Genomic DNA, 25,912 nt, shown 5'->3' with positions numbered 1-25,912 from the left:
TGGCTCGGCAGCTCCCCACAGGAAAGGGAGTGGGCAGTAGCGAATGGAATAGAAACCAACAATATTAGGAATACTAGATAAGTTAACCACTAATTGAGATTACGTATTTTCAGGGTAGATATAATGGATAAACAATAATCCATAAAGGAGTGATCTAATGAACAGTGTATGGGATTGGGATAAAGTAAATGATAGAATAGTAGCCTATCTACCGACAATTACTAGAGAAGACATACAGAAGGTAAAAGAAATGATTGATGCAAACCCACCTGGAAAAATAATTCTATACATTACAAAAGAACAATGTAAGGAAGTAGAGGAACTTGGTTTTTCAGAAGAAGCAAAAATGTCCGGATTTTTTCAAGGAGAAGATACGTTCATTTATACAAAATATTATAAAGCAGATAGAGCGAAATCAAAATCTCAAGACAAAAATAAATCGAACCTAGCTATCGTTCAAAGAGATGAAAAAGACTTAACAAAGATTAACATAAATTATGGTATTGAAAAGTTAGAGGAAAGGGATTTACCTCAATTAGCAAGTGTTTTTAAAACTGTATTTCCTGTATATCCAACCAACATATTCGATCCAGCTTATTTGAAAAAAGCGAGAGATACAGAATATACGTTTATGGTTGCAAAAGATAATTCAGGGAAAATCGTTGGAGCTGCTTCTGCGATGGATTCAGGATTTGGAAGTGCAGAAATTACTGATTGTGCCGTATTACCTGATTATCGAGGTGAAAATATACTACAAGGGATTATTTTAGCTTTAGAGGATGAGTTAGTTGGTAATGGTATTAATTTTGCCTATTCCATCACTCGTGCAAACTCTGTTGGGATGAACATGACGGTAAAACGTTTAGGCTACAATTATGAAGGTACATTGATTAATAATTGCATCATATCCACAGGATTTGAAGATATGAATATATGGACGAAACATCTTGTTAATAGATAACTGACAATGAATATGAGGTGAATTGGATGAAGAAATCCATGAACAAATTTTAACCTTCGAGTAGTGTAGCCAATGGATATCGATCACGCGCTCCTCCACTTTTTACGATAACTATTTTTCTATAAACTAAGGATATGGAGGAGAAGTTAGATGAGAAATGAAAAAGAAATGATGGATATAATTAGAAACATCGCAAAAGAAGATAAACGTATACGCGCTGTTTATATGAACGGCTCAAGAACTAATCCGAATGTACCGAAAGATATATTTCAAGATTATGACATAGTTTATGTAGTATCAGAAACGGCTTCGTTCATTGATGATAAAACATGGCTTGACACATTCGGGCAATTACTTATGATCCAGGAACCTGATAAGAATGATCTTGCTATAGAGGCAAAAGGTGATAACTTTCAATCTTATGGGTTTCTAATGCTCTTTTCAGATGGAAATCGTATCGACCTTCATATTGAGACAGTAGAAAACATGAAGCAAGGTTATATTAGTGATTCCCTTACAGTTCCATTGTTAGATAAAGACAATATTTTACCTTACATTCCAGTTGCTGCAGATACTGATTATCATGTTCGAAGACCAACGGAAACGATGTTCAATAGCTGTTGTAATGATTTGTGGTGGTGTCTACAAAATGTTGCAAAAGGTCTTTGGAGAGATGAACTTCCCTATGCAAAAGAAATGTTAGATTCCGTTGTAAGAGAAAGACTGAATGACATGGTATCCTGGTACATTGGCATGCAACATGACTTTCAAGTATCTCCAGGAAAGATGGGGAAGTATTTTAAAGTCTATCTTGCTGAAACATACTGGGAAAAGTATAAAGGTACTTATTCTGATGGAAACTATGAAAATATATGGGATTCTATCTTCCATACTTGTGATTTATTTAGAGGCTTAGCACTCGTTGTTGCTCAGGAATTTCATTTCTCCTATCCTATGGATGATGATAAAAACATGACGATGTATTTACAGCAAGTGAGAGAACTACCTCCAGGTGCTAAAGAGATATTCTAAGTGAAAAACTTTACCTGTTTATAGCGGAATAATGGACGCCACTGTAGTTGGTTTCATAAGGAAAAGAATAGAAGCGAGGTATGCTAGTTTCATGAAGGGGAGCTAAAGGGAGAAATTCTTTTAGCTCCTTTTTTCGATATTATGGTCATTCTGAACACGTAATGTACACTCTTTGCAGGAAGAGAGTGTATTGGACTGCAAACCAGTACAGTACGAACTAATATATAAGACGAAAATTCAAATGACGGTGATAGTTATATATCAATCACAAAAATATTTCACGTATCGTATTTAGATAGAAAATAAAAATGTAATAGATTATTTTAAGAGAATATGAAAAAATAGGTTGTATTATTCTTGGTTGAAGCTTATAGAGGACTGGGGATAAACCCTGTTGGGAACTCTACTAGATAAAAAACAACTATAAAAAAGAAAGTGGGAAGAATAAAATGGAAAGGTACATACAAGATTTTATGCAAAAACTATATAATAACTATATAAAAACCAGCGTTCCAAATAACTACACGCTAAGTGAAATAGATAGAATCATGAAAGACAAATATAGGGCGTTCGAGGAAGACTCGGAAAAAGCAGATGTGGAGTGGTATGTTGAGGATACTTATGTTGTTCGTAAGTATTATGTCATTCACGATCCAAAAGTATTAGAGGAACTGTTTACCACAGAGGAGAAAATAGATTTGTATACCTCAATCCAAAATGGTAAGCAGGAGAACGTAGTGCTTGAAAATGATTCAGAAAGAATGTGGAACCATATAGAAGAAGGTAGAAGAATTAACGTTATAATAGAAAGTATCGATAATAAAAAAATCTCTAATTATACAATTCAAGGAACGAGTGAAAAACTATGGAATGATATTGTTTTATTTGAAGGAATTGACGATGATAAATGCTATTTATGAAATGAAGAATTTCATGAGTATTTAAAAAGGTTGGTAGTCGGTGGTTATATCTTGTCATAATTAAGTAGCTCTGAAAGATTATTAGCTTTGTATCGTGCAGATAATGTTTATAATTAGTATATTTCACGTATCGTACTTGAGGATAGCTCAGGAGCTCCCTACAAGACAGCGAGTGAGATGAAGTGAATGAAATAATAACCAACAAAGTTAGTAATACTAGATAAGTTAATCACTAATTTAGATCACTTTTTTTCAGGGTAGACTAGCTTAAATAAAAAAACAGGAAAAAATATTGCAGAAAAAATGGCTCAGGATACCCAAGCCATTTACTAACCAAACATTTACATTCTTCATTATAGTAGAGCTTAAATGAGTGGAACTTTAAGCCCTAAAATTTAAAATAGTTTCTTTTCAGCATCCTTGGTTTTTCCATAAATTCACCAAAGGTAAATTTCTTAGGTAAATTTTTAGTATCAATTAGCATAAAGTGATCTTCCATTTCATCAATGAGAGTTTCATCAATATACACTATATTACATGAAGGACATTTAGTAGAAGGAACATCAGTTATTTCTACTGCCCTTGTGCCACACGGTAGCTCCCAAAAAGCTGAATCATATGTTTTTTCAGCTTCTTTTGATTCACACCACTTGCAAGTCATTGATATCCCTCCATTTCGCTCAACTTTTCTATGCTTGCTCTTTATTGTCCGTTTGCTTTAATCTTTCTATTTCTTTTTTCCACTTGCGTTCTTTCATTTGATCTCGTTTATCACGCTGGTCTTTTAAAGATTGATGGTTTTCACTTTGTTCGTATGTCTTGCGACGATTTAAACGTTGCAATCCTTCTGGAACGAGATTGAATTTATCATCATTCATTAGCGCAGATACACCAATGCGCTTTTCTTCCTTCTTTTCATAATAAGAGTAAAAGTAGTCCTCCGCAGTATCGGGAGTGTAATTTTTTGGTTCAGGATATGTGGTAATCACACCTTCAAAGTTACGTAATACAACTTTATCGTGACTTTGAGAGATTAAATAGTTAGGTTGTAGCGTAATTTTTCCACCACCTCCAGGAGCATCTACCACAAAAGCAGGTACAGCGTAACCAGACGTATGGCCACGTAATCCTTCAATAATTTCTAGACCTTTTGATACAGGAGCTCTAAAGTGACCAATCCCCTCAGATAAATCACATTGATAAATATAATAAGGACGAACTCTAATTTTAACTAGATCATGCATAAGTTTTTTCATAATTTCAACACTATCATTTATGCCAGCTAATATAACAGCTTGATTTCCAACAGGGACACCTGCATTTGCAAGCATCTCACAAGCTTTTTTGGATTCTTCCGTTATTTCTAACGATGTATTAAAATGTGTATTCAACCAAATAGGGTGGTATTTCTTTAATATATTACAAAGATTTTCGGTAATTCTCTGCGGGAAAACAACAGGAGCTCTCGTACCAATTCGAATAATTTCTACATGGTCAATTGCTCGTAAATTTTTTAAAACATATTCCAAAATTTGATCGTTTATTAATAATCCGTCTCCTCCAGAAATAAGTACATCGCGTACTTCGGGTGTATTTCGAATATATTCTATGGCACCATCTAATTGTTTTTTTGGAACCCCCATACCAATTTGCCCAGAAAAGCGTCGACGAGTACAGTAACGACAGTACATAGAGCATTGATTGGTTACTAAAAAAAGTACACGATCTGGATAACGATGTGTTAACCCTGGAACGGGTGAATCATCATCTTCTGATAAAGGATCTTCTAAATCATACTTTGTCTTCATAATTTCATCGGATACTGGTACAGATTGCATACGAATTGGACATCTTGGATCATCCGGATTCATTAATGATGCGTAATAAGGTGTGATATTTAAGGGAATTGTTTTTGTTGAAATTTTAACTCCTTCTTCTTCCTCCGGTGTTAAGTTAATTACTTTCTTTAAATCATCTAGTGTCCGAATTGTATTTGTTAGTTGCCATAACCAGTCATTCCATTTCTCTTCGGGTACATCCTTCCAAATTTCAAATTCACTCCAATGTTTTTTTGGTTTATATAAGTCCATCTTCACATTATTTCCCCCTTAGGATTTTATTCTCACTATATTTAGATGCAAGAAGCGTGCCAAAGATAAAAATGCTACTATGATAGGATTTATAAAGGAAATAAGATGGAAAAATCTGAATTAACATAAAAACAATGCCGATTATTCGGCATTGTTTTTATAGTTCATATTTGGAAATTTTATATTGTAAAGTTTGTCTCGGAATTTTTAACCCCTTTGCTGCTTCTTTTACATTTCCATTTGTTTCGGAGAGCTTTTCTTTAATCAAGTTCATTTCTACTGTTGCTAATACCTCCTTTAAGCTTTCTTTTGAAGAAAGTGAAGGGGAGAAGGCATTTTTTTTCTCAGGTATAGAGATGTTCAAGTTATTAGGTAAATCTTCCTCTTGTATATAATCACTTTCCACGAGATTCATAGCTGATTCAATACAATGTCTTAACTCTCGTATGTTTCCTGGCCAATCATAACTTCTTATGAGATGAAAAGCTTTTTGGTCGATGCCTTTAACATTTTTGCCAAATTCTTTATTAAAGAATTCAATGAAAGAATATATCAGAGCCTCCAAGTCTCCTTTTCGTTCTCGAAGAGGAGGGATAGCTAAAGAGACTACATTTAATCGATAGTATAAGTCTTTTCGAAGTGTCTCTTTTTGTAATAATGTTTCGGGTTTTTCATTTGTAGCGACTAGAATTCGTACATTTGTCTTAAAGCTTTTGTTTGAACCCACTCTTCGAATCACTCCATCTTCTAATACCCGGAGGAGCTTGGCTTGAAGATCATATGGAAGGGTATGTATTTCATCAAGAAACAACGTTCCACCATGCGCTAATTCAAAAAGACCCTCTCGATTTTCTGAACCAGTAAAACTCCCTTTAATTGTTCCAAATAAAGTACTCTCGAGTAAAGTAGCTGGTATTGCAGCACAGTTTTGAGAAATAAAAGGACCATGGGTGATAGCAGACGCATGATGAATGCTTTGTACAAGTAACTCTTTTCCAGTTCCAGTTTCCCCATAAACAAAAACAGGAGAGGATGTTTTAGCTACTTTTTTCGCTTTTTCAATAAGCTTTAGCATGTGTGAATCTGATGTAATAATATCATTAAAATAATAATGAGCATCATCATCTTTAACGGCAACCGCTTTTTGTTGGCGTCGATCTATTTTTGTTTGTAAATCAATTAATTTATCAGACAATTGCTTTATCCGAGAATAGTCCTTGGCAATCTCAACCGCCCCTAGAACCTTTCCTTTGACTACAATAGGGATTGTTGTATTTATAGTATCAATTAATTTCCCTTTTACATTTCGATACGATTGATGTTGATTAAAAATTGGGTTCCCTGTTTCAATAACTGTTAGCATCGTACTGGATTCAGTGGAAAGGGATGGAAACACTTCTAATAAAGGCCTCCCAATTACTTCTTCAGCTTTAAGTCCATCATGTTCTGCGGCAATTTCATTATAATAAATGGTGACTCCGTTGTTGTTTACTACATGGATTCCTTCATCAATACTCTTTAATATGGCTTTTAACATTTCATTCGTATCTGTGTGAGATGCAAACAAAGAAATTCCCTCCAATCGTACCTGTAATTCGAGTTGCCGAAAATGCGGCAATGGATGCCGGAAATTGGGCATTTATTAAACTATAATACTATTAATTTTGAATATATCAAGTGGTTTAAGAAAGTGTGTTTTCAACATATACAAAGAAAAAGTGTAAAAAGGTTTGAAACTAAATCGAACCTTTCTACACTTATTACACAACGCTTTTCTAATCTTCCATTGTGGATAAATCTCCAGCTGGTTCATTCAACTCCCAAGCCTTTAAAACTCGTCGCATTATTTTACCACTTCTTGTTTTCGGTAATTTATCTTTAAATTCAATTTCTCGTGGAGCTGCATGTGCTGATAATTCCGTTTTTATAAACTTTTGAATCTCTTCTTTTAACTCATCACTATAAGAATATCCTTCCCGTAGTGAAACAAATGCTTTAATAATATGACCTCTTAATTTATCAGGTTTTCCAATAACACCAGCCTCAGCGATTGCAGGATGCTCCACTAATTTGCTTTCTATTTCAAATGGACCTACACGTTCTCCTGCTGTATTTATAACATCATCATTTCTACCTTGGAACCAAAAATATCCATCATTATCTCGGTAGGCTGTATCTCCGGATACGTACCACCCAGGTATTGAAAAATATTCGTTATATTTTTGATCATTTTTCCAAATTTTTCTCATCATCGATGGCCATCCAGCTTTAATAGCTAGGTGCCCCATTTCGTAAGGAGGTAGTTCTTCTCCTTTATCATTGATTATCGCAGCATCTACGCCTGGAATAGGTTTTCCCATAGATCCAGGTTTGATTGGCTCACTTAAATAATTACATATGAGCTGCGCTCCAGTTTCTGTCATCCACCACGTATCATGAATTCGATGATGTAACTCTTTATAACCCCAACGAACAACTTCGGGATTTAGTGGTTCTCCAACACTTAGTATATGTCGAACAGAGCTCAAATTATATTTTTTTACAATAGAAGGCTCTGCAGCCATAAGCATTCGAAAAGCTGTGGGAGCACTATACCACACTGTAACTTTATTTTTTTCAATCGTTTCATACCAATCAGCAGGGGAGAATCTACCACCACGAACTACATTTGTTACACCATTTAACCAGGGGCCAAATATTCCATAGGATGTTCCAGTTACCCATCCAGGATCGGCAGTACACCAATAGACATCATCTTCTTTTAAATCTAACACCCATTTTGCAGTTTGATAATGCTGAAGCATAGCATGATGTACATGATAAACGCCTTTTGGTTTTCCAGTTGAACCAGAAGTGTAATGGAGAATAAGACCATCCTCTAAGTCAACCCATTCAATAACAGACTTTTTTACAGTTGCTTGTTGCATTTCATCATAGTAAGAAACATACTTGCTCGATACATTTTCTCCAACAAGGATGATAGTTTCTAAGTTCGGTAGTTCATTCTCTGGAACACGAGAAACTAACTCAGGTGTCGTTACTAGCACTTTTGCATCACTATCTTCTAATCTACTTTTCACTGCATCTTTCATAAAAGCTTCAAAAAGTGGCCCAACAACTGCTCCAACTTTAATAGCACCTAAAAGAGAAATATATAATTCAGGAATTCGAGGCATAAATATAAAAACTCGGTCTCCTTTTTCAACATGGAACTTTTTGAACATATGTGCTGCTTTGTCGGTTAATGTTTTCAATTCTGAAAACGTATACATTTCATCTCGATTAGAATCCGAATAGAGAAGAGCGTTTTTGTTACCACGACCTTCTTTTACATGTCTGTCAATGGCTTCATATGCAACATTCACCTTTCCAGTTTTAGACCAAGAAAATGTGTCCTTTACATTTTCCCAGGAAAAGTGTTTTCTTGTCTCTTCGTAATTTTGTAGTTGGTAGTTCCCAGCTTTTGGTTGTAACACTTCCATTATCTGAAACACCTCCATAAAAATACTTATTTATATTTGTACGTATATCATATATCTAATATTCTGAAACTTCAAATTATAATAATGTGCAAAAAATAATTCCATGAAGTCATGGAATTATTTATGTTCAATTATTTTATTTGCTATTTGAAGGTGTTTCATTTTATTTAGTTCTGACTCTGTTACATCACGGAAAGAACGAAACTGATAGCCCTGATTTTTATAGTAGGAAATAATGTTTGGTAATATTTCTGCTGTTGTATTATTGTTTGGAGTGTCATGAAAAAGTAACACGACTAGGTTGTTATCTTCAGAATATTCGACAATACTTTCTTCCATGCTAACACCATCATTTGCATGTGGTCCGGCATCTCCAGAAGATACGTTCCAATCAATATACGTATATCCCTTTTTCTTAATATCCCGAGTCAGTTTAGGCATTAATTGTTTCCCACCATATGCAAATGAACTGTGATTAGAAGACCCTCCAGGAAAGCGGAAGAGATTTGGTGGTTCTTTATTCAATACTTCATGATAAACTTCTTCTGCTTTTGAAAAATCATCATAAAATGACTCAAGGCTTGTATATATAGAGTAATCGTGTGTATAAGAATGGGTTAAAATCATATGACCTTCATTATATGCACGTTGTACTATTTCAGGGTTTTCCTCCATATTCTTGCCAACAACAAAAAAGCTAGCAGGAACATTATGTTTTTTTAATAACTCTAATATAGGTGGTGTTATTGTTGAGGGACCGTCATCAAATGTGATAAATACTTTCTTTTCTACTTTTATTTCATCTGAATTAGAATAAGAATTTTCATTTGTTGGATGTAATTCTAATGGTTCTTTAAATTCATTTTTATTAGTTTGAAGAGATTGCACTCTCTGTTCATTTGGTATAGTTGTTTTACTTTCAGTAGGCAGAAAGAGGATGGTGTAACTAAGAAGTAGAAATACAAAAGTAATACCGAATAGTAAGAAATACTTTTTACTTTTCACTTGGAGTTACCTCCTATGTCTTGAATTTTGATTTAGTGAACTGTATGGTAAATGTAGGGTAATATGAAAAAAGTAAGAAACAAATCTTAAATGCTTAGACATTATAAAGGAGGTTTTAGCATATGGACATTTTAATGGTTCTATTCTTAATCGTTGTTGGCATTATTTTAATTAGAATTGTTGGGAAGGTGCTAAAGTTTGCAATTGGAGTTGGACTTTTACTTTTAATAATTTATGTAATAGCAAATCAGCTAGATGATTCTTCTTTAGTAAATCAGATTAGTACCTTTTTTCAGCTATAGTTAGGGGGAGTTATACATGGAAATGCGAAAGGAAAGAGATACACTCGGTGAAGTAAATGTACCTGCTGCAATGTGGTGGGGTGCGCAAACACAACGTAGTTTGGAGAATTTTAAAATAGGAAAGGAAAAGATGCCGATTGAGGTTATTGAAGCTTTTACTATTTTAAAAGAAGCTGCTGCAAAAGCGAATGTTCGCCTTCAAAACTTGGATAAGGAAAAAGGTGAGATAATTGTTAAGGTTTGTTCGGAAATAAGAAAAGAGGAGCAGTATGAACATTTTCCTCTTGTTGTTTGGCAAACTGGAAGTGGTACACAATCAAACATGAATATGAATGAAGTTGTTGCGCACAGGTCAAATCAGTACTTCCAGAAAGAAAATAAATCAACCAGAATTCATCCAAACGATGACGTGAATCGTTCTCAAAGTTCCAATGATACGTTTCCAACAGCTATGCACATTGCAGCTTTTACTAGTATTCAAAATAAACTTCTACCTGCATTATCTCGATTAAGAAAGTCGCTTGTAGAAAAAAAGAATCAATTTGATTCGATTATAAAAATAGGAAGAACTCATTTACAAGATGCAACTCCTTTAACATTAGGACAAGAAATTAGTGGATGGGAGTATATGCTAAAGAAATGTGAAGACATGGTAAAAGAATCTTCTGAACATCTACGCTATCTAGCTATTGGTGGTACAGCAGTAGGAACTGGTATTAACGCACATCCTAAATTTGGTACATATACCGCGGAAGAGATTAGTGAAATTACCCAGCATCAATTTTATTCTTCTGAAAATAAATTTCATGCCTTAACAAGTCATGATGAAATTACATATGTTCACGGAGCATTGAAGGCTTTAGCTGCGGATTTAATGAAAATAGCGAATGATGTTCGTTGGTTAGCTAGTGGGCCAAGGTCCGGAATAGGTGAACTAACATTACCAGCAAATGAACCTGGAAGTTCAATTATGCCTGGAAAAGTAAATCCTACCCAAAGTGAAGCATTAACAATGGTCGCTTCACAAATTTTTGGTAATGATGCAACAATTGGATTTGCAGCTAGCCAAGGTAATTTTGAATTAAATGTCTTTAAACCAGTAATTATTTATAATTTCTTACAATCTGTTACTTTACTAAGCGATGCAATGGATTCCTTTAATGAAAAGTGTGTTATTGGTATAGAGGCAAATGAATCAACTATAAAAGCACATGTAAACCATTCCTTAATGCTAGTAACTGCACTAAATCCATACATTGGATATGAAAAGGCAGCAGAAATTGCGAAAAAAGCTTTTAAAGAAGATTTGACGTTAAAAGAAGCATCAGTATCACTAGGGTATTTAACCGAAGAGGAATTTGATAAATACGTGAAACCAGAAAATATGGTACATCCAAAAGGATAATAAAATTACTCAGTATGAGGGTAGGATTGAAAAAGGTAAGAAAAAGGAACCTTTAGCAAACACCAGCATACTGGGTATTTTATATTTAGTTGAACGATAGAGGCAACAGAAATAGTTTCAGTATACTGTGAATGAAGAATGAAGATTATTAAATAGACAGTTTAAAATTTTCTGTGTTATTGTTGTAAGAACAAATTAGGTAAGGGGGTAGGTGCGTTGAGGATTTTTGATCTACATTGTGATGCATTATTAAGACTTTGGTTAGATAGAAAGAAGATATATACAAATGACCCATCAATAGAAGCTAATTATGAAAGACTTATTCAAGGAAAAGTAAAGGTCCAATTATTTGCTATATTTTTAGAACCAGAATTACCAAGTGACTTAAAATTTCAGTATGCACTAGAACAAATAGATCTTTTTCATACAGAAGTTGTAAACAAAAATGAAAAAATGAAGAAGATCACTTCATGGGAGGATATACATACTTTAAAAGGTGAAGAAATTGGAGCAGTGCTCGCCCTTGAAGGAGCAGACGCTTTTGGAAATGATGTAATGAAACTCCGCACGTTATATCAATTGGGAGTAAAATCTATAGGACTTACATGGAATAATGCAAACTTATGTGGAGATGGAGTAGGAGAAATAAGAGGTGGAGGATTAACGGAATTTGGAAAAGAAGTAGTAAAATTAAATAATGATTATAAAATATGGACAGATGTATCTCATTTATCTCCAAATGGTTTTTGGGATGTAATGAAACTTGCCAAATATCCGATCGCCTCGCATTCAAATTCCAAAACAATTTGTGACCATGTTCGCAACTTAACGGATGAACAAGCACAAGAAATTTTTAATAAAGATGGGCTAATAGGGTTAGTATTAACTCCTGAATTTATTACAGGGGGAGAACAAGCAACAATTAATGATTTAATAAAACATATAGATCATTTTATTGATCTTGGGGGCATTAGTAATATTGCCTTAGGATCCGATTTTGATGGTATTGCTTATTATATTGATGGTTTAGAACATTCAGGTAAATATCAGTACTTAATACAAGGCTTAGTTAGAAAATACGGAGAAGAAATAGTTAATGGTTTCGCTTATGAGAATGTAGTAAAGCGACTTCCCTTATAATAACGAGGATGAGGTAAAGAATAACCTTTACTCATCCTTTTTTTATTACAAGTAAAAAGATGAATACAATTGTAGTAAGTGGAAATTCTAACGGTGTAAATCAGAATGATGAGGAGTGTAGTCATGAAAAAAATGTTAGCTATCGTTTTAATTCTGTTTTTCACCTTAACAGTGAGTCATGTTTCTGCAAATCATCAACAATTTGGATATGTAAGGGTTCTACATGCTTCAACTGATGCACCGCATATTGATATTTATATAAATAAAGAACATGCATTTGGTGAGATAGGATTTAAATCTATCACAGATTATAAAACGTTAAAAGATGGCTCATATAAGATCAAAATTTTTCCAGAAGGTTCAGATCCAAATAAAGAGAAACCAATCATAAAAGATAAAGTAAAAATAAATAATGGAGAAGCTTTTACTTTAGCTGTCGTTCAGATAGATGGTAACTATGAATTGAATACATTTCAAGACAATATTATCCCTACAAAAGAAATATCCAAAATGCGATTTGTAAATCTATCTGAAGATACTTCTCCACTAGAGTTACAAACAGATGAATGGAACATAGAAGACGTTCCTTTTAACAATGCCAGCGAATATCAAGAAGTTGCCCCAGCTTCTCAAGATTTAATCATAAAAACCAAGTCTGAAGAGGTTATATATGAAATCCCAAACCTTCAATTAATGTCTGGTGCCAATTATACAGTATTTGCATTAGGGCTAACGAAGGGAGAACCAGGTTTCGGAGTTATTATTACAAAGGATAAAATTAAAAATAATTAATAAATGAATACTTCACGTTATAAAAACGCAGGAGTGGAAGTAAATTCCACTCCTTTTCAATTACATTTGTAATAAAAATGTTATAAAATATACCTTGTTCTTGAAACATAAACATGCTTTAAATAGATATATGGTTTTAATATAAACGTGTTTATAAAAAATACAAATTATTCATATAAATTATACAACTCAGGTGATCAGGATGAGGAATTGGAATAATGCAATCTTTATATTTACTATTTTAACCTTAAGTATTTCTTTGATAATCATACCTATAACTTCGAATGCACAAGGGAATCCAAATCTGAATAGTGAAGCTGCAATTTTAATGGACCGTACTACTGGGGAATTGATTTACGAAAAAAATGCAGATAATAAAATGTATCCTGCAAGTTTAACAAAAATTGTAACAGCTATTATTGCGATTGAAACACAGGACCTTTCTGAAATTGTTACAGTAAGTAACAAGGCTATACGTGCTATTGGAACTCGTGTTTATTTACTTGAAGATGAACAGGTTACATTGGAGCAGTTATTGCATGGCTTGATGGTTAGTTCAGGAAATGATGCTGCTATTGCTATTGCAGAACATATTGATGGATCAGTAGAGGAATTTTCAAAAAGAATGAACCAATTTATAAAAAATAGGATTGGGGTAAAAAACAGCAATTTTTCAAATCCACATGGTTTATATGGAGAAGACAATTACACAACAGCTAAAGATATGGCGTTAATAAGTGCGTATGCAATGGGAAATGAAACATTCCGCCAATTAGTATCAACCGAATTTGTTGACTGGATAGGGGAAGGATGGGAAACACGAATTTATAACCATCATCCATTACTAAGGGCACATGAAGAGATAATAGGAATAAAAAATGGATTTATTTCTCAATCAGGATATACATTAGCAACAGCCGCTGTGGTGGACAATACAGAACTAATCGTTGTCACACTCAATAGCACATCGAGAAATACGGCTTCAAGAGATACACTGGCATTATTTCAATTTGGATTCGAGAATTATGAAACACAGTGGATTTCCTTTAATGAGGAACCTTTATTAACCAACTTTATTTTCCCTCATGATTTACCGTATACAACTTATAAGGAAGAAGTACTTCACTACACTATTTCCGAAGATGGTTACGTAACTATCGAAGGAGACAATAGGATTATTGATATTGTGGAGTTAGAAAAAAGAGAACCATTACATTTACCTAACTTTTCGTTTGACAAGATTGTAGAAACCCTTGAACTCCAAAAGAATCAAGAAGTAAACAGTTCACCTTCGTGGAAGGAGTGGCTTTTAATAACAGGATTTTATTTTTTTATATATCGATAGAATTATTTTTCATAAGAGAGTCCTTTATAGGGCTTTTTCTTTTTATAAAATTGGAAGTACTTGAGTTTATTTTTTTCTGAAAAAGGAATATGTCGAAAAAAGGATTTTAATTTTGTAATCAGATATTGAAGTGATAAAATACTAGAAAAGATATCAATGATAAGTTTAGTTATATTTGGTGATTTAAAGAGGGGAGGGGCAGAAATGAAGTGGGCCAGAAAAATGGTGAAAAAACTATTCATTATAGGCTCATTGTTAGTTACATCTCTTGTGCTTCTCATATTCCTTTCACTATACATATGGCAAGCAACGGACGAAGGGAAATTACCAGCAAAAACAGCTGTAGTACTTCATGCAATAAATAATAATTTGGTACCATTAGATATAAATATTCAACTTCCCAAAATAGTAACAGGCGGTCGTGGTGGCGGAGGCAATCCATTACTTCGGGAAGATCTTTATATTCCAGTAGCGGGTGAAGCACAAATTCCTATAAGGATATATCGTCCTCAAGGAGATGGTCCTTTTCCAATTGTCATGTTCTATCATGGAGGAGCTTTCATGAGAGGTTTTGGTGATATAAATACGCATGATAATATCATGCGGTCATTAGCTGCTAGAACAAGAAGTGTTGTTATTGCAGTCGGTTATCGTGTCGCACCTGAACATATTTTTCCTGCAGCTGTAGAAGATAGTTACTCTGCTATACAATGGGCAGTTGAGAATGCACATACTTTTAATGGAGATGCAGAGACGATTAGTGTGGTCGGTGATAGTGCTGGTGGGAATATTGCAACAGTCATGACGTTAATGTCGAGAGATCGCAACGGACCTGAAATAAAATCACAAGTACTAATGTATCCACTTACGACGTTTCTAGATGTAGAGTTAGCATCACGTGATATATATGATAGTGGTTATTATTTATTATCAAGGTCTGTAATGTATCGTGCAAGGGATACATATACTCCTGATGAATTGATGTGGTCCAATCCCTATACATCACCTTTACAGGCAGAAGATTTAGGTGGGCTTCCACCAACGTTAATCATTACTGCAGAGTTTGATCCATTGCGAGATGAAGGGGAAGCTTATGGAAAAAGGTTAGCAGAATTTGATGTTCCTGTAAGAACTACAAGGTACAATGGAGTTATGCATGGCTTTATTTCCTTTTATGAGATCATGCAAAGTGGTCAATATGGCTTACAAGAAGTTTCTACCTTTTTAAGAAATGCTCATGATGATTCGTTATATATTCCATCTACCTATGAGTTACAAGTAAGACAACCTCCACAAGGGGTTGATCGAGTTAGAGATCAAGCAGAAGCTTTTGCAATAGCAGCATATTTATTAGGGCGAATGGGCTTAAATTTGTTTGAACGGTAAATAATCTAGGAGCGATAATAGTAAATACCCGCTCCTTCTTCTAAGTAAGATTATTTAAAAAGCTGTTAACCTCTATACGGAATTGGGGCGACTTGGAGTAAAAATAAGCATCAACGTTTTGCAGAGCCTTCTTAAAAAGGAGAGATTGAAGTGAATAGATTTATATCGAACACGATTATATCCATCTCCATAATACAATGTATTTTGATTCTTATTCTTTCTATCTACTATTTCTATCTTGGGATAGAATGGGGAATGAATGAAAGGCTTATGCTGCTTATGTTATCAGATAGTGCCTATGCTTTATTGATACCTTCAACGATCGCACTATTACTTCGAAAACAATGGGGCTGGTGGTACACTGTCATTGTATATTGTAAGTTATTTCTTGCTAAAATAACTGCCGTTATTGCAGAGATGTATATGTTATATAACAATACAATAGCTGAACCATTTCAAATATCAATTTTTATTTTTGATGTTTTATTGATTTTTCTGTTCGTAGCAGTGATCTGTTTTTTTTTCATAAGCAAAGTAAGAAGTTATTTCTGTGTTCAAATGAAGAAAAACGTTTTACTATTTTTTATGATAATTAGTGCATTAATTTTATACGTAATGCATGTTATAACGATGTTATTAGTTATAAAACTACTATAAACAATAAACATTCTAATAAGAGGTTGAAAGTGGAGGAATACTATGGAGCAGTACATAAATCAAAATGTAAAAAAAATAGAAATATCAGGAATTCGGCAATTTTTTAATCGAGTTGCATCTGTGCCAGATGCTGTACAATTAACGTTAGGGCAACCAGACTTTCAAACACCAGAACATATAAAAGAAGCAGCTAAGAGAGCGATTGATGATAATGAAACGAAGTATACCAAAAATGCTGGTGAGCCTGAACTAGTAAAAGCAGCAAGTAATTTTGTTAAGAAGAAGTATGGTTTGCAGTATGATCCTGATTCGGAGGTATTAACAACAATTGGTGCTTCACAGGCAATTGATGTCGCATTTCGAACTATTCTAGACCCTGGTACAGAAGTTATTTTGCCAGGCCCATCTTACCCAGCCTACGCACCAATCATTACTCTTTGTGGAGCTACACCAATATATGTTGATACGAGGGAATCAAATTTTATATTAACGAAAGATCAAATTGAAAAGTATCGTACAGATAAAACACGAGCTGTTGTTTTACCTTACCCTTCTAATCCGACAGGGGCTGTTTTAAGCCTGGAACATGGAAAAGAGTTAGCCGAATACTTAAATACTCAATCCATGTTTGTGGTTTCAGATGAGATATATTCTGAATTAAATTATGATCAAGAACATGTTTCAATTGCGCAATTTCCTGGTATGAAAGAAAAGACAATTGTAATTAATGGAGTGTCTAAATCTCATTCCATGACTGGTTGGAGAATAGGCTTTGCTTTTGCACCAGCAACTATTATGAAACACATGCTAAAGGTTCATCAATATAATGTAAGTTGTGCATCATCTATCTCTCAATTTGCAGCCATTGAGGCTCTAGCTAACGGATTTGAGGATCCATTATACATGAAGGAGAAATATAAAGAACGAAGAGATTATATGTTATCTCGTCTCAAAGAAATAGGAATTCCAACTGTGAAACCTGAAGGGGCATTTTATGTTTTTCCATGTATCTCAGAATCTAAACTATCTTCATTCGACTTCTCCATAAAATTATTGGAAGAACAAAAACTAGCTGTTGTTCCAGGGGATGCATTTTCCCTTTACGGCGAAGGGTATGTGCGTTTATCCTATGCATATAGCTTGAAGGAACTGGAAGAAGCGATGATTAGGTTTGAAAGGTTTTGGATATCTATTAGAAAATAGGTGATGAAAGTGTGTGGGCGTTTTACTTTGTATGCAGACCCAGATTTTTTGCTCGATTATTATGAGGTGGAGAATCGTGAGGAAGTGGAAATATATGCTCGTTATAATATTGCACCAAGTCAGCAAGTGCTAACAATGGTTCAAGGAAAAACTGGATTACGTGCAGGTTATATGAAATGGGGCCTAGTACCTCGATGGGCACAAGAGGAATCTATTGGGAATAAAATGATTAATGCTAGGTCTGAAACAATTCAAGAAAAGGTATCATTTCGTCCATTAGTGAAAAAAAGACATTGTATCATAGTGGCAAATGGATTTTATGAATGGAAGACAGGACCAGATAAGATAAAGCAGCCATATTATATAAAACTTAAGAGTAATGAACCGATGGCATTTGCAGGTCTATGGGAACGATGGCAAAATAAAGATCATGAGATTATTAGTTGTACATTATTAACTACGGAAGCTAATTCTCTCATGCGACCGATTCATGAAAGGATGCCAGTGATTCTTCCAAAAATGAAAATTGAACAATGGTTAAAGGTAAAAGAGCAGGTAGAATCTCTATTTTCTCCTTATCCAAAAGATGAAATGGAAGCATATCCTGTCTCTACAATAGTAAATACTCCACAAAATGATCATGAAATTTGTATTCAATCCATAAATGAAAACAACGTCTATTAGTAGACGTTGTTTTTTCTTATAAGATAAGTATAACATTTTTGGACTTAGAAAGTTGTCTAGCTCCAGGCGCCATCGTCTCGTGTCAATTAACCTGACCGATAAAAGAAAAAAACATTTTCAACTGCAAGAACATTTTTCTTCGCAGATTGCAAGCGGATTCCGCTTTTCGTTCGTCCAGAACATTTGCATTTCGCCGGGAGACAGGATGTCGGCATGACGCCGTGCCCACAGGACGTGGGCTGTTCTTAGGCGGAATTGGGGCGCCTTGCGATTTTCTTAATAATCATTTGACTAGAAGTATTTATTATTTCGATATTACATATCAATGGACTTTGTAAGATAATATTACTTAGAGATATTACAGTGATAGAATATTAAAAAAATAAGGAAATTTCTTTTGCTGATTTTTCCTTATAGTGCTAAAATATCTAGTGGAAGCGTTTTACCTATCAAGATAGTGTTAAAGGTGAAAAGACAATGTAATTAGCAGTGTTTTATTTTGCTATTATTGCATACAAAAACATACTAAGAATAAATTGTTGGAAAGATGACAATGGAGGTTTTTAATTAAATGAACAACATCCGTTTTGAGCAAGGATGGGCCCAATTTTATGGACCTAACTATGGTTATATGTTAGAGGTATATGAGAATTTCTTAAATGATCCATCATTAGTTGATGAAAACACCCGAATATTTTTTGAAAAATGGGGTGGTCCAGATACAGAAGAAACTCCTTCCCACACCAAGACAAATCAAACGGTTTCTATTGATTACCTTCTAGCAACTGCAAATGCAATAAAGCTGGCAGATGCTATTAGAAGAAGTGGACATTTATTAGCTAATATTACTCCGGTTGGAAAAAAAGAAACGCGTGATTTATTTAATTTAGAAGATTATCAGTTATCAAAAGAACAGCTACAGAAGATTCCAGTAGAAATATTAACAGAGGATGCACCTGCTCATGTGAAAAATGGTTATGATGCTATTGAACATTTAAAGAAAGTGTATACCAATACGATGGCATTTGAATTTAAGCAAGTGCAAGATATTGAAGAGAGAACGTGGTTAATAAGAATGGTGGAGTCTGGTGAATATCGACCTAATTTTTCAAAGGAAAACAGACTCCAGCTTCTAGATCGTTTAAATAAAGTAGAGGGATTTGAACACTTTCTTCACAAAACATTTGTAGGACAAAAGCGTTTTTCAATTGAAGGACTGGATTCTATGATTCCGATGCTCGATGATTTAATTCGAGAATCTGTAGAAGATGGTACGAAACGAATATTAATTGGAATGGCACACCGAGGAAGATTAAATGTATTGGCACATTCATTAGGCAAACCTTATGAAAAAATCTTTGCAGAGTTTCATGACGCTCCAAACAAGGAATTGGTTCCTTCAGAGGGTTCTATCGGTATTAACTTTGGTTGGACTGGTGATGTAAAGTACCATTTAGGAGCAGATCGAGAGATAAAAGAAAGTACAGTAGAAGCAAAAGTAACACTTGCGAACAATCCGAGTCATCTTGAGTTTGTTAACCCAGTAGTTGAAGGGTTTGCAAGAGCTACTCAAGATAACCGAACTAAACCAGGATATCCTGTACAAGACAAGAAGCATGCAATGCCGATCTTAATACATGGTGATGCAGCGTTTCCTGGTCAAGGTATTGTAGCAGAAACGTTAAATCTAAGTAAATTAAATGGATATTCTACTGGTGGTACCATTCACATTATTGCAAACAACATGATTGGTTTCACAACTACAAGTAATGATTCCCGTTCTACTCGCTATGCAAGTGATTTAGCAAAAGGATTTGAAGTTCCTGTGATTCACGTAAATGCAGACGATACGGAAGCTTGTTTGGCTGCTATTCATTTAGCGTACATGTATCGAAGTAGATTCCATAATGATATTGTCATTGATTTAATTGGTTATCGACGATTTGGACACAACGAAATGGATGAGCCGTTAGCCACTCAACCAAGTTTATATAAAGAAATTAAAAATCATAAAACAGCTTATGAAATTTATGGGCAAAAGTTAGTTGAAGAAGGTATTATCGAGGAAGAAGAAATCTCTAAATTTAGGGAAGACTTTCTATTCAGACTTGAAACACAGTTTGAGAAAGTAAAAAAGCGGAAACTTGAAACTGTAGAGAAGAAAATGCAACCTCCAAAGCAAGTGGAGGATAAATTAAATGGGATTGAAACAAAAGTGGACCTCACTACATTAATTAGTATGAATGAACAGATGTTGGATTTCCCAGAAAACTTCAATGTTTTTCCAAAACTAGAAAAAATCTTAAAACGTAGGTTGAAAGCATTAGATGAGGGAGGAACCATAGACTGGGCTTTGGCTGAAACATTGGCCTTTGCTAGTATTCTTCGTGATGGAACTCCGATTCGATTAACTGGTCAAGATGTTGAACGAGGAACTTTTGCTCAACGTCATTTAATCTTACACGATTACGAGAACGATAATAAATATTCACCTCTACATGAAATACCTGATGTAAATGCATCATTTGCAATATATAATAGTCCATTAACAGAAGGGGCATGTGTGGGATTTGAATATGGATATACAGTTCACGCTCCTGAAACATTAACTCTTTGGGAAGCTCAATATGGAGACTTTTCTAATGGAGCACAAGTTATTTTTGATCAATTCATTTCAGCAGGTAGAGCAAAATGGGGGCAAAAGTCTGGGCTAGTATTATTATTGCCACATGGATATGAGGGCCAGGGTCCAGAGCACTCAAGTGGAAGATTAGAACGATTCCTACAATTAGCAGCGGAAAACAATTGGCATGTAGCAAACTTAACAAAGTCTAGTCAATATTTTCATATATTAAGACGACAAGCTATGCTATTAGGAAAAGATGAAGTAAGACCACTTGTTATCATGACACCGAAAAGTCTATTAAGAAACGAACGAGTTTCTTCAAGTCCGATAGATTTATCGGAAAACCAATTCCATCCAGTTATTATGCAAGAAGGATTAGGAAAACATCCTGATAAAGTAAAGCGAATAGTATTTTGTTCAGGAAAGGTTTCTGTTGACTTAGAAGATGCATTAAATAATTATGAAAACCTTGATTGGGTTCATATAGCAAGGGTAGAAGAATTGTATCCATTCCCTAAAAATATTGTGAAAGGTCTATTAGAACAATATCCAAATGTCGATGAATGGTCGTGGGTACAGGAAGAACCTAGAAATATGGGCGCTTGGCATTATGCTTTAGCGCATTTACGAGAGTTAGCAAATGATAAAATCGAGATACAATATATTGGAAGACGTCGTCGTTCAAGTACTGCTGAAGGTGATCCAAAAACACATAAAAAAGAACAGCAACGGATAATTAATGAAGCATTAACTCGTATCAATGAAGGGGGAGATGAGGAATGATAGAAGTAAAGGTTCCAGAATTAGCTGAATCGGTTACAGAAGGAACAGTAGCTGAGTGGTTGAAAAAAATAGGTGAATATATTGAAAAAGGTGACAACCTTGTTGAATTGGAAACAGATAAAGTGAACGTAGAAATTGCAGCGGACGAAGCTGGAATTTTAACAGAAGTACTTGCTCAACCAGGAGATATAGTCAAAGTTGGAGATGTGATAGCGAAGATTGATACATCAAGTAATAAAGAGGATGTAGAAAACGACAATACTTCAGATAAAAATGTAGAAGAACAAGCAGAAACGAAACAACCCAAAAGCGAAGAGAAACCGGAAGAGATAAAACAATCTTTCTCGAGTAGTTCTAGGCCGATTGCAACACCGTCTGCAAGGAAGCTAGCTCGAGAAAAGGGAATTGATCTCCAATCCATATCTCCAAGAGATCCGTTAGGAAGAGTAACAAAAGGGGATATCATCGAACATGGGGAAAAACCGAAACAAAATACAATAGAAAAGAAAGAGAATAAGGAAGCTATACAAGAAAATCCTACTAAACCAGTGGAAAGAATTCGTATGTCTCGTAGACGTCAAACCATTGCAAAGCGTCTAGTAGAAGCTCAACAAACTGCTGCAATGTTAACAACATTTAATGAAGTTGATATGACTAATTTAATGGATTTACGAAAACGTCGTAAAGATAAGTTTCTTGAAAATAATGGTGTGAAGTTAGGCTTTATGTCATTCTTTACAAAAGCAGTAATTGGAGCATTAAAAAAATATCCTTATGTTAATGCTGAGATTCAAGGTGATGAAATAGTATTAAAGAAATTCTTTGATATTGGAGTGGCGGTATCTACAGAAGATGGATTAGTTGTACCTGTTGTAAGAGATGCAGATCGACTTGATTTTGCGGGTATTGAAAAAGAAATTGGAGGTTTAGCTGAAAAAGCTCATAAAAAGAAGTTAGCCATTGATGATTTACAAGGTGGAACATTTACTATTACCAATGGTGGCGTATTTGGTTCCTTATGGTCTACACCAATTTTAAATACACCTCAAGTGGGTATCTTAGGAATGCATAAAGTACAAATGCGTCCAGTTGCAATTGACGATGAACGCTTTGAAAATCGTCCAATGATGTATATCGCATTATCTTATGACCATCGAATTATTGATGGAAAAGACGCAGTAGGTTTTCTCGTAAAAGTAAAAGAATTAATAGAGGATCCAGAATCGTTATTGTTGGAAGGGTAATATTCATAAAAGGAGACGTACACAGCTTGTATGCTGTTACGTCTTCTTTTTTATATTCAATAGCTTTGTTTAAGGGTAATTGAAAGGAGTGCGAGTAATAGTAAAATCTAAGTTTAAATCCGAAAGTAGTAAGAACTCTAAATCTATTGGTTTACTATTTCTTCCTAATTTTTATTATGTTACTATTAATAAAAAAATTAAAATTAAAAAATATTCAAAAAATATCTGAAGGTAGGTATTTAAATGGGGAAAATAACAAACCAATTCGCTATTGTTATTACGTATTTAGTTCTTTTTATAACGATTACTTTGCTAGCTTTGCTGCCAAGAGGTGTTGTTTTCATTTCACATGATTATCATGTCGAGAGGAATTTTTCGATAGTGTGGTCTCAATACGCTGGTAATATTAAATCTTTTCTCTTTCATTTATTCAGAGGTGATTTAGGGTTAAACATATATGATCAACCAGTAATGAATGATATCAGTTTATACTTTCTAGAGCGAAGTTTACCTGTTATTATTGGAGCATTTAGTTTATCTCTTTTATTAGGTGTAATTTTAGGAACCTGTATCTTTGCACTGAAAGGGAAGAAAATAGGAAAAGTATCATCTTCTTTTGTTTGGAGTTTACAAGCACTACCGGACTTCTTTTTTTACATATTAATACAGATGTTACTATTTCAATTATTTCGCTGGGGTTTTCCGTCTTTTTCGTTTTATGGATACGATGATATACATAATTATCTCATTGCTATGTTTATTGTCTCCCTTTTTCCAAGTGCGTTCTTAGCTCTTATAATAGCGCCTTTACTTGGTGAGGAAGAAAATAAAAGGTATATTGTCACAGCTAAAAGTAAGGGAATAACACCTTTTATTGTTTTATGGAAACATCAGTGGATGAACATAATGAATCGAATGGTAAGACATATACATACTGTTATGGTGATGGTAATTGGAAATCTATTAATATTTGAATATATGTTCTATATGAGAGGAGCAGCAATGAGGTTGTACCAAGCAATGGGATTTCATGGGGCATCTATACGTGGAGGATACCGTTCCATTTCTTCCGATGGTGCTTTCGAAGTACCAGTTATCATTTGGTTATTTGCCTGTTTTTTACTTGTAAGTTTTTTCGCTCACATCATACAATCCATTCTTTCTAGTTATTTAGATAGGAGGCTAAACTAGTGAAACAGCCACTATACCTTATCTCTACATTTTGCTCTAGTTTATTACTTCTTTTTTGTTTTCTATTACCGTTTTTTTATTCTAATGAAATACAAGAAATTATTTTTATAAACACAGAGGAAGGAGAAAGATTATTTCCGCCGTATGGACCATCTCCACAACATTGGTTAGGAACAGACATTATTGGGAGAGATTTATTTCATCAACTTGTGATTTATGGAAAAAATACGTTGATAGTTGTGTTCACTATAGTAGTGTTGCGATTTAGTATCGCTTTATGCATTGGTTTTGTTGTTAAAAACAAAAAAGGGGTTCTTTATTGGCTAATGGAAAAGGCACATCACTATCTTTCTGCATTACCTATTTTATTTTTGGTCATATTATTTATGAATTTGGCAATAGTAGAAGTATCGCCTTGGCGTATGATATTTATAATTGCATTCATTGTATTAATAGAAGTTGGAAGACTGTCATACATATTTAGTAACGAGATACATAGTTATTATCAACAACCATATTATGAAGCTTCCAAGATGATTGGCTCAACTTTTTGGTTACGTTTAAGAAAATATGATATAAGAAATATAGGTCCATCTATAGTGATTTTATTTATGCTAGAGTTATCCAAGGTGATGCTCTTACTTGGTCAATTAGGTTTCTTATCTATGTTTATCTCACAGGAATATTTTACAATGGAGGCTGGGCCAGTTGAGGTGCAAAATCGTTTTGGAACATGGGGATCCATGCTAGCTGATACAAGGGATCATATTAGAGATGAGTTTTGGATCCCCCTCGCGCCTATAGGAGCTATTACATTTGCAATGTTTACATTCCAGTTATGCGCGGAATCATTAAAAAAATACTTCTCGAATTTGAAATCATAATTTTTGGTGAGAGATGATGGAGGATATTGATGGATTTCCTTATTGGCAGTGCGCTTTCGGCTTTAGCAACAGGTGTTGGGGCAATACCCGCTTTATTGTTTAGTCGAGTTACACATAAATTTCGCGATGTTTTATTAGCATTTACAGCAGGGGTAATGGTATCTGCATCTGCATTTGAACTTATTCCTGAAGCATTAGCATATTCCAATCTTCAAATTGTGACGCTTGGAATACTATTAGGAGTTTTGCTATTAACTTTGTTAGAGCAGAATATACCTCATATTGATTTAAGTCATAAAAATACGTCTATAGAAGTTGATCAAAAGTCAATGTTAATCATTGCTGCCATTTCATTACATAATCTTCCCGAAGGTTTATCCGTTGGTGTAAGTTATGCTAGTGGAGTTGAGGGTCTCGGACCATTAATTGCGTTTGCCATTGGATTACAAAACATGCCAGAAGGATTTCTTGTTGCATTGTTTTTAATTCAGCAAAATATAAAAAAAAGATATGCCTTTTTAATAGCTCTCTTCACAGGTATACTTGAATTTATTGCAGCAATCATTGGATATGCATTAACTGCATATGTATCATTTTTAGTTCCCATTGGACTGGCATTTGCTGCAGGATCTATGCTGTATATAGTTTATAAAGAATTGATTCCTGAAAGCCATGGAGATGGACATGCATTAAGCTCAACCTACGCTTTTATTTTTGGTTTACTAGGAATGCTTTGGTTAACTCAAATATTTTAATGTGTGGGATAAGGAAACAAAAAAG

At 34.4% G+C, this 25,912-nt stretch carries 22 protein-coding genes; 17 read left to right on the top strand and 5 right to left on the bottom strand.

Annotation, left to right across the window (positions count from 1 at the left end; genetic code table 11):
* Window positions 1–157 precede the first annotated feature (157 nt).
* The 3 genes from ablB (at window position 158) to ACERII_RS23500 (ending at window position 2,913) form a co-directional block, all read left to right on the top strand.
* The gene (gene ablB, locus ACERII_RS23510) at window positions 158–961 is read left to right on the top strand and encodes a putative beta-lysine N-acetyltransferase (RefSeq protein WP_373645423.1); all 804 of its coding nucleotides are present in this window, start codon (window positions 158–160) and stop codon (window positions 959–961) included.
* A 150-nt stretch (window positions 962–1,111) separates the two neighbouring features.
* Complete coding sequence (locus ACERII_RS23505) at window positions 1,112–1,993, top strand: aminoglycoside 6-adenylyltransferase (RefSeq protein WP_373645422.1); 882 nt, start codon at window positions 1,112–1,114, stop codon at window positions 1,991–1,993.
* Between the two features lie 449 nt (window positions 1,994–2,442).
* Complete coding sequence (locus ACERII_RS23500) at window positions 2,443–2,913, top strand: hypothetical protein (protein ID WP_373645421.1); 471 nt, start codon at window positions 2,443–2,445, stop codon at window positions 2,911–2,913.
* Between the two features lie 388 nt (window positions 2,914–3,301).
* Here ACERII_RS23500 and ACERII_RS23495 read toward each other — a convergent pair whose 3' ends face one another.
* The 5 genes from ACERII_RS23495 to ACERII_RS23475 form a co-directional block, all read right to left on the bottom strand.
* On the bottom strand, window positions 3,302–3,574 hold the full coding sequence (locus tag ACERII_RS23495) for a YokU family protein (RefSeq protein WP_373645420.1): 273 nt from the start codon (window positions 3,572–3,574) through the stop codon (window positions 3,302–3,304).
* 28 nt (window positions 3,575–3,602) lie between these two features.
* On the bottom strand, window positions 3,603–5,009 hold the full coding sequence (gene kamA, locus ACERII_RS23490; protein WP_373645419.1) for a lysine 2,3-aminomutase: 1,407 nt from the start codon (window positions 5,007–5,009) through the stop codon (window positions 3,603–3,605).
* Window positions 5,010–5,160: 151 nt separating this feature from the next.
* On the bottom strand, window positions 5,161–6,570 hold the full coding sequence (locus ACERII_RS23485) for a sigma-54 interaction domain-containing protein (RefSeq protein WP_373645418.1): 1,410 nt from the start codon (window positions 6,568–6,570) through the stop codon (window positions 5,161–5,163).
* Between the two features lie 208 nt (window positions 6,571–6,778).
* Complete coding sequence (gene acsA / locus ACERII_RS23480) at window positions 6,779–8,485, bottom strand: acetate--CoA ligase (RefSeq protein WP_373645417.1); 1,707 nt, start codon at window positions 8,483–8,485, stop codon at window positions 6,779–6,781.
* A gap of 117 nt (window positions 8,486–8,602) precedes the next feature.
* On the bottom strand, window positions 8,603–9,490 hold the full coding sequence (locus ACERII_RS23475; RefSeq protein ID WP_373645416.1) for a polysaccharide deacetylase family protein: 888 nt from the start codon (window positions 9,488–9,490) through the stop codon (window positions 8,603–8,605).
* 122 nt (window positions 9,491–9,612) lie between these two features.
* Here ACERII_RS23475 and ACERII_RS23470 point away from each other — a divergent pair, with 122 nt between their 5' ends.
* From ACERII_RS23470 to ACERII_RS23405, 14 genes are all read left to right on the top strand, one after another.
* Complete coding sequence (locus ACERII_RS23470) at window positions 9,613–9,792, top strand: hypothetical protein (RefSeq protein ID WP_373645415.1); 180 nt, start codon at window positions 9,613–9,615, stop codon at window positions 9,790–9,792.
* Between the two features lie 16 nt (window positions 9,793–9,808).
* Complete coding sequence (gene fumC / locus ACERII_RS23465; protein ID WP_373645414.1) at window positions 9,809–11,197, top strand: class II fumarate hydratase; 1,389 nt, start codon at window positions 9,809–9,811, stop codon at window positions 11,195–11,197.
* 216 nt (window positions 11,198–11,413) lie between these two features.
* The gene (locus ACERII_RS23460; protein WP_373645413.1) at window positions 11,414–12,337 is read left to right on the top strand and encodes a dipeptidase; all 924 of its coding nucleotides are present in this window, start codon (window positions 11,414–11,416) and stop codon (window positions 12,335–12,337) included.
* A gap of 123 nt (window positions 12,338–12,460) precedes the next feature.
* On the top strand, window positions 12,461–13,129 hold the full coding sequence (locus ACERII_RS23455) for a DUF4397 domain-containing protein (protein ID WP_373645412.1): 669 nt from the start codon (window positions 12,461–12,463) through the stop codon (window positions 13,127–13,129).
* Window positions 13,130–13,331: 202 nt separating this feature from the next.
* Window positions 13,332–14,474: a D-alanyl-D-alanine carboxypeptidase family protein gene (locus ACERII_RS23450; protein WP_373645411.1), complete on the top strand. Its 1,143-nt coding sequence runs from the start codon at window positions 13,332–13,334 to the stop codon at window positions 14,472–14,474.
* A 204-nt stretch (window positions 14,475–14,678) separates the two neighbouring features.
* Window positions 14,679–15,860, top strand: coding sequence for an alpha/beta hydrolase (locus tag ACERII_RS23445; protein WP_373645410.1), 1,182 nt, complete (start codon window positions 14,679–14,681; stop codon window positions 15,858–15,860).
* A gap of 150 nt (window positions 15,861–16,010) precedes the next feature.
* Window positions 16,011–16,517, top strand: a complete 507-nt coding sequence (locus ACERII_RS23440) for a hypothetical protein (RefSeq protein ID WP_373645409.1) — start codon at window positions 16,011–16,013, stop codon at window positions 16,515–16,517.
* A 42-nt stretch (window positions 16,518–16,559) separates the two neighbouring features.
* Window positions 16,560–17,720, top strand: coding sequence for an aminotransferase A (locus ACERII_RS23435; protein ID WP_373645408.1), 1,161 nt, complete (start codon window positions 16,560–16,562; stop codon window positions 17,718–17,720).
* A 9-nt stretch (window positions 17,721–17,729) separates the two neighbouring features.
* Window positions 17,730–18,404 (top strand): SOS response-associated peptidase, encoded by a 675-nt coding sequence (locus ACERII_RS23430; protein WP_373645407.1) that lies wholly within the window; start codon window positions 17,730–17,732, stop codon window positions 18,402–18,404.
* Window positions 18,405–18,975: 571 nt separating this feature from the next.
* Window positions 18,976–21,813, top strand: coding sequence for a 2-oxoglutarate dehydrogenase E1 component (locus ACERII_RS23425; protein ID WP_373645406.1), 2,838 nt, complete (start codon window positions 18,976–18,978; stop codon window positions 21,811–21,813).
* The gene (gene odhB, locus ACERII_RS23420; protein ID WP_373645405.1) at window positions 21,810–23,057 is read left to right on the top strand and encodes a 2-oxoglutarate dehydrogenase complex dihydrolipoyllysine-residue succinyltransferase; all 1,248 of its coding nucleotides are present in this window, start codon (window positions 21,810–21,812) and stop codon (window positions 23,055–23,057) included. The genes ACERII_RS23425 and odhB overlap by 4 nt, the downstream gene beginning before the upstream one ends.
* Before the next feature lie 243 nt (window positions 23,058–23,300).
* Window positions 23,301–24,248 (top strand): ABC transporter permease subunit, encoded by a 948-nt coding sequence (locus tag ACERII_RS23415; RefSeq protein ID WP_373645404.1) that lies wholly within the window; start codon window positions 23,301–23,303, stop codon window positions 24,246–24,248.
* Entirely contained in the window at window positions 24,248–25,132 is an 885-nt protein-coding gene (locus tag ACERII_RS23410) for an ABC transporter permease (protein WP_373645402.1), read from the top strand. The genes ACERII_RS23415 and ACERII_RS23410 overlap by 1 nt, the downstream gene beginning before the upstream one ends.
* A 26-nt stretch (window positions 25,133–25,158) precedes the next feature.
* Window positions 25,159–25,887 (top strand): ZIP family metal transporter, encoded by a 729-nt coding sequence (locus ACERII_RS23405; protein WP_373645401.1) that lies wholly within the window; start codon window positions 25,159–25,161, stop codon window positions 25,885–25,887.
* Window positions 25,888–25,912: the final 25 nt, after the last annotated feature.

Source organism: Evansella sp. AB-rgal1 (assembly GCF_041820985.1).
Classification (GTDB): Bacteria; Bacillota; Bacilli; order Bacillales; family Salisediminibacteriaceae; genus Evansella.
This window is presented reverse-complemented; position numbering and strand designations above follow the sequence as displayed.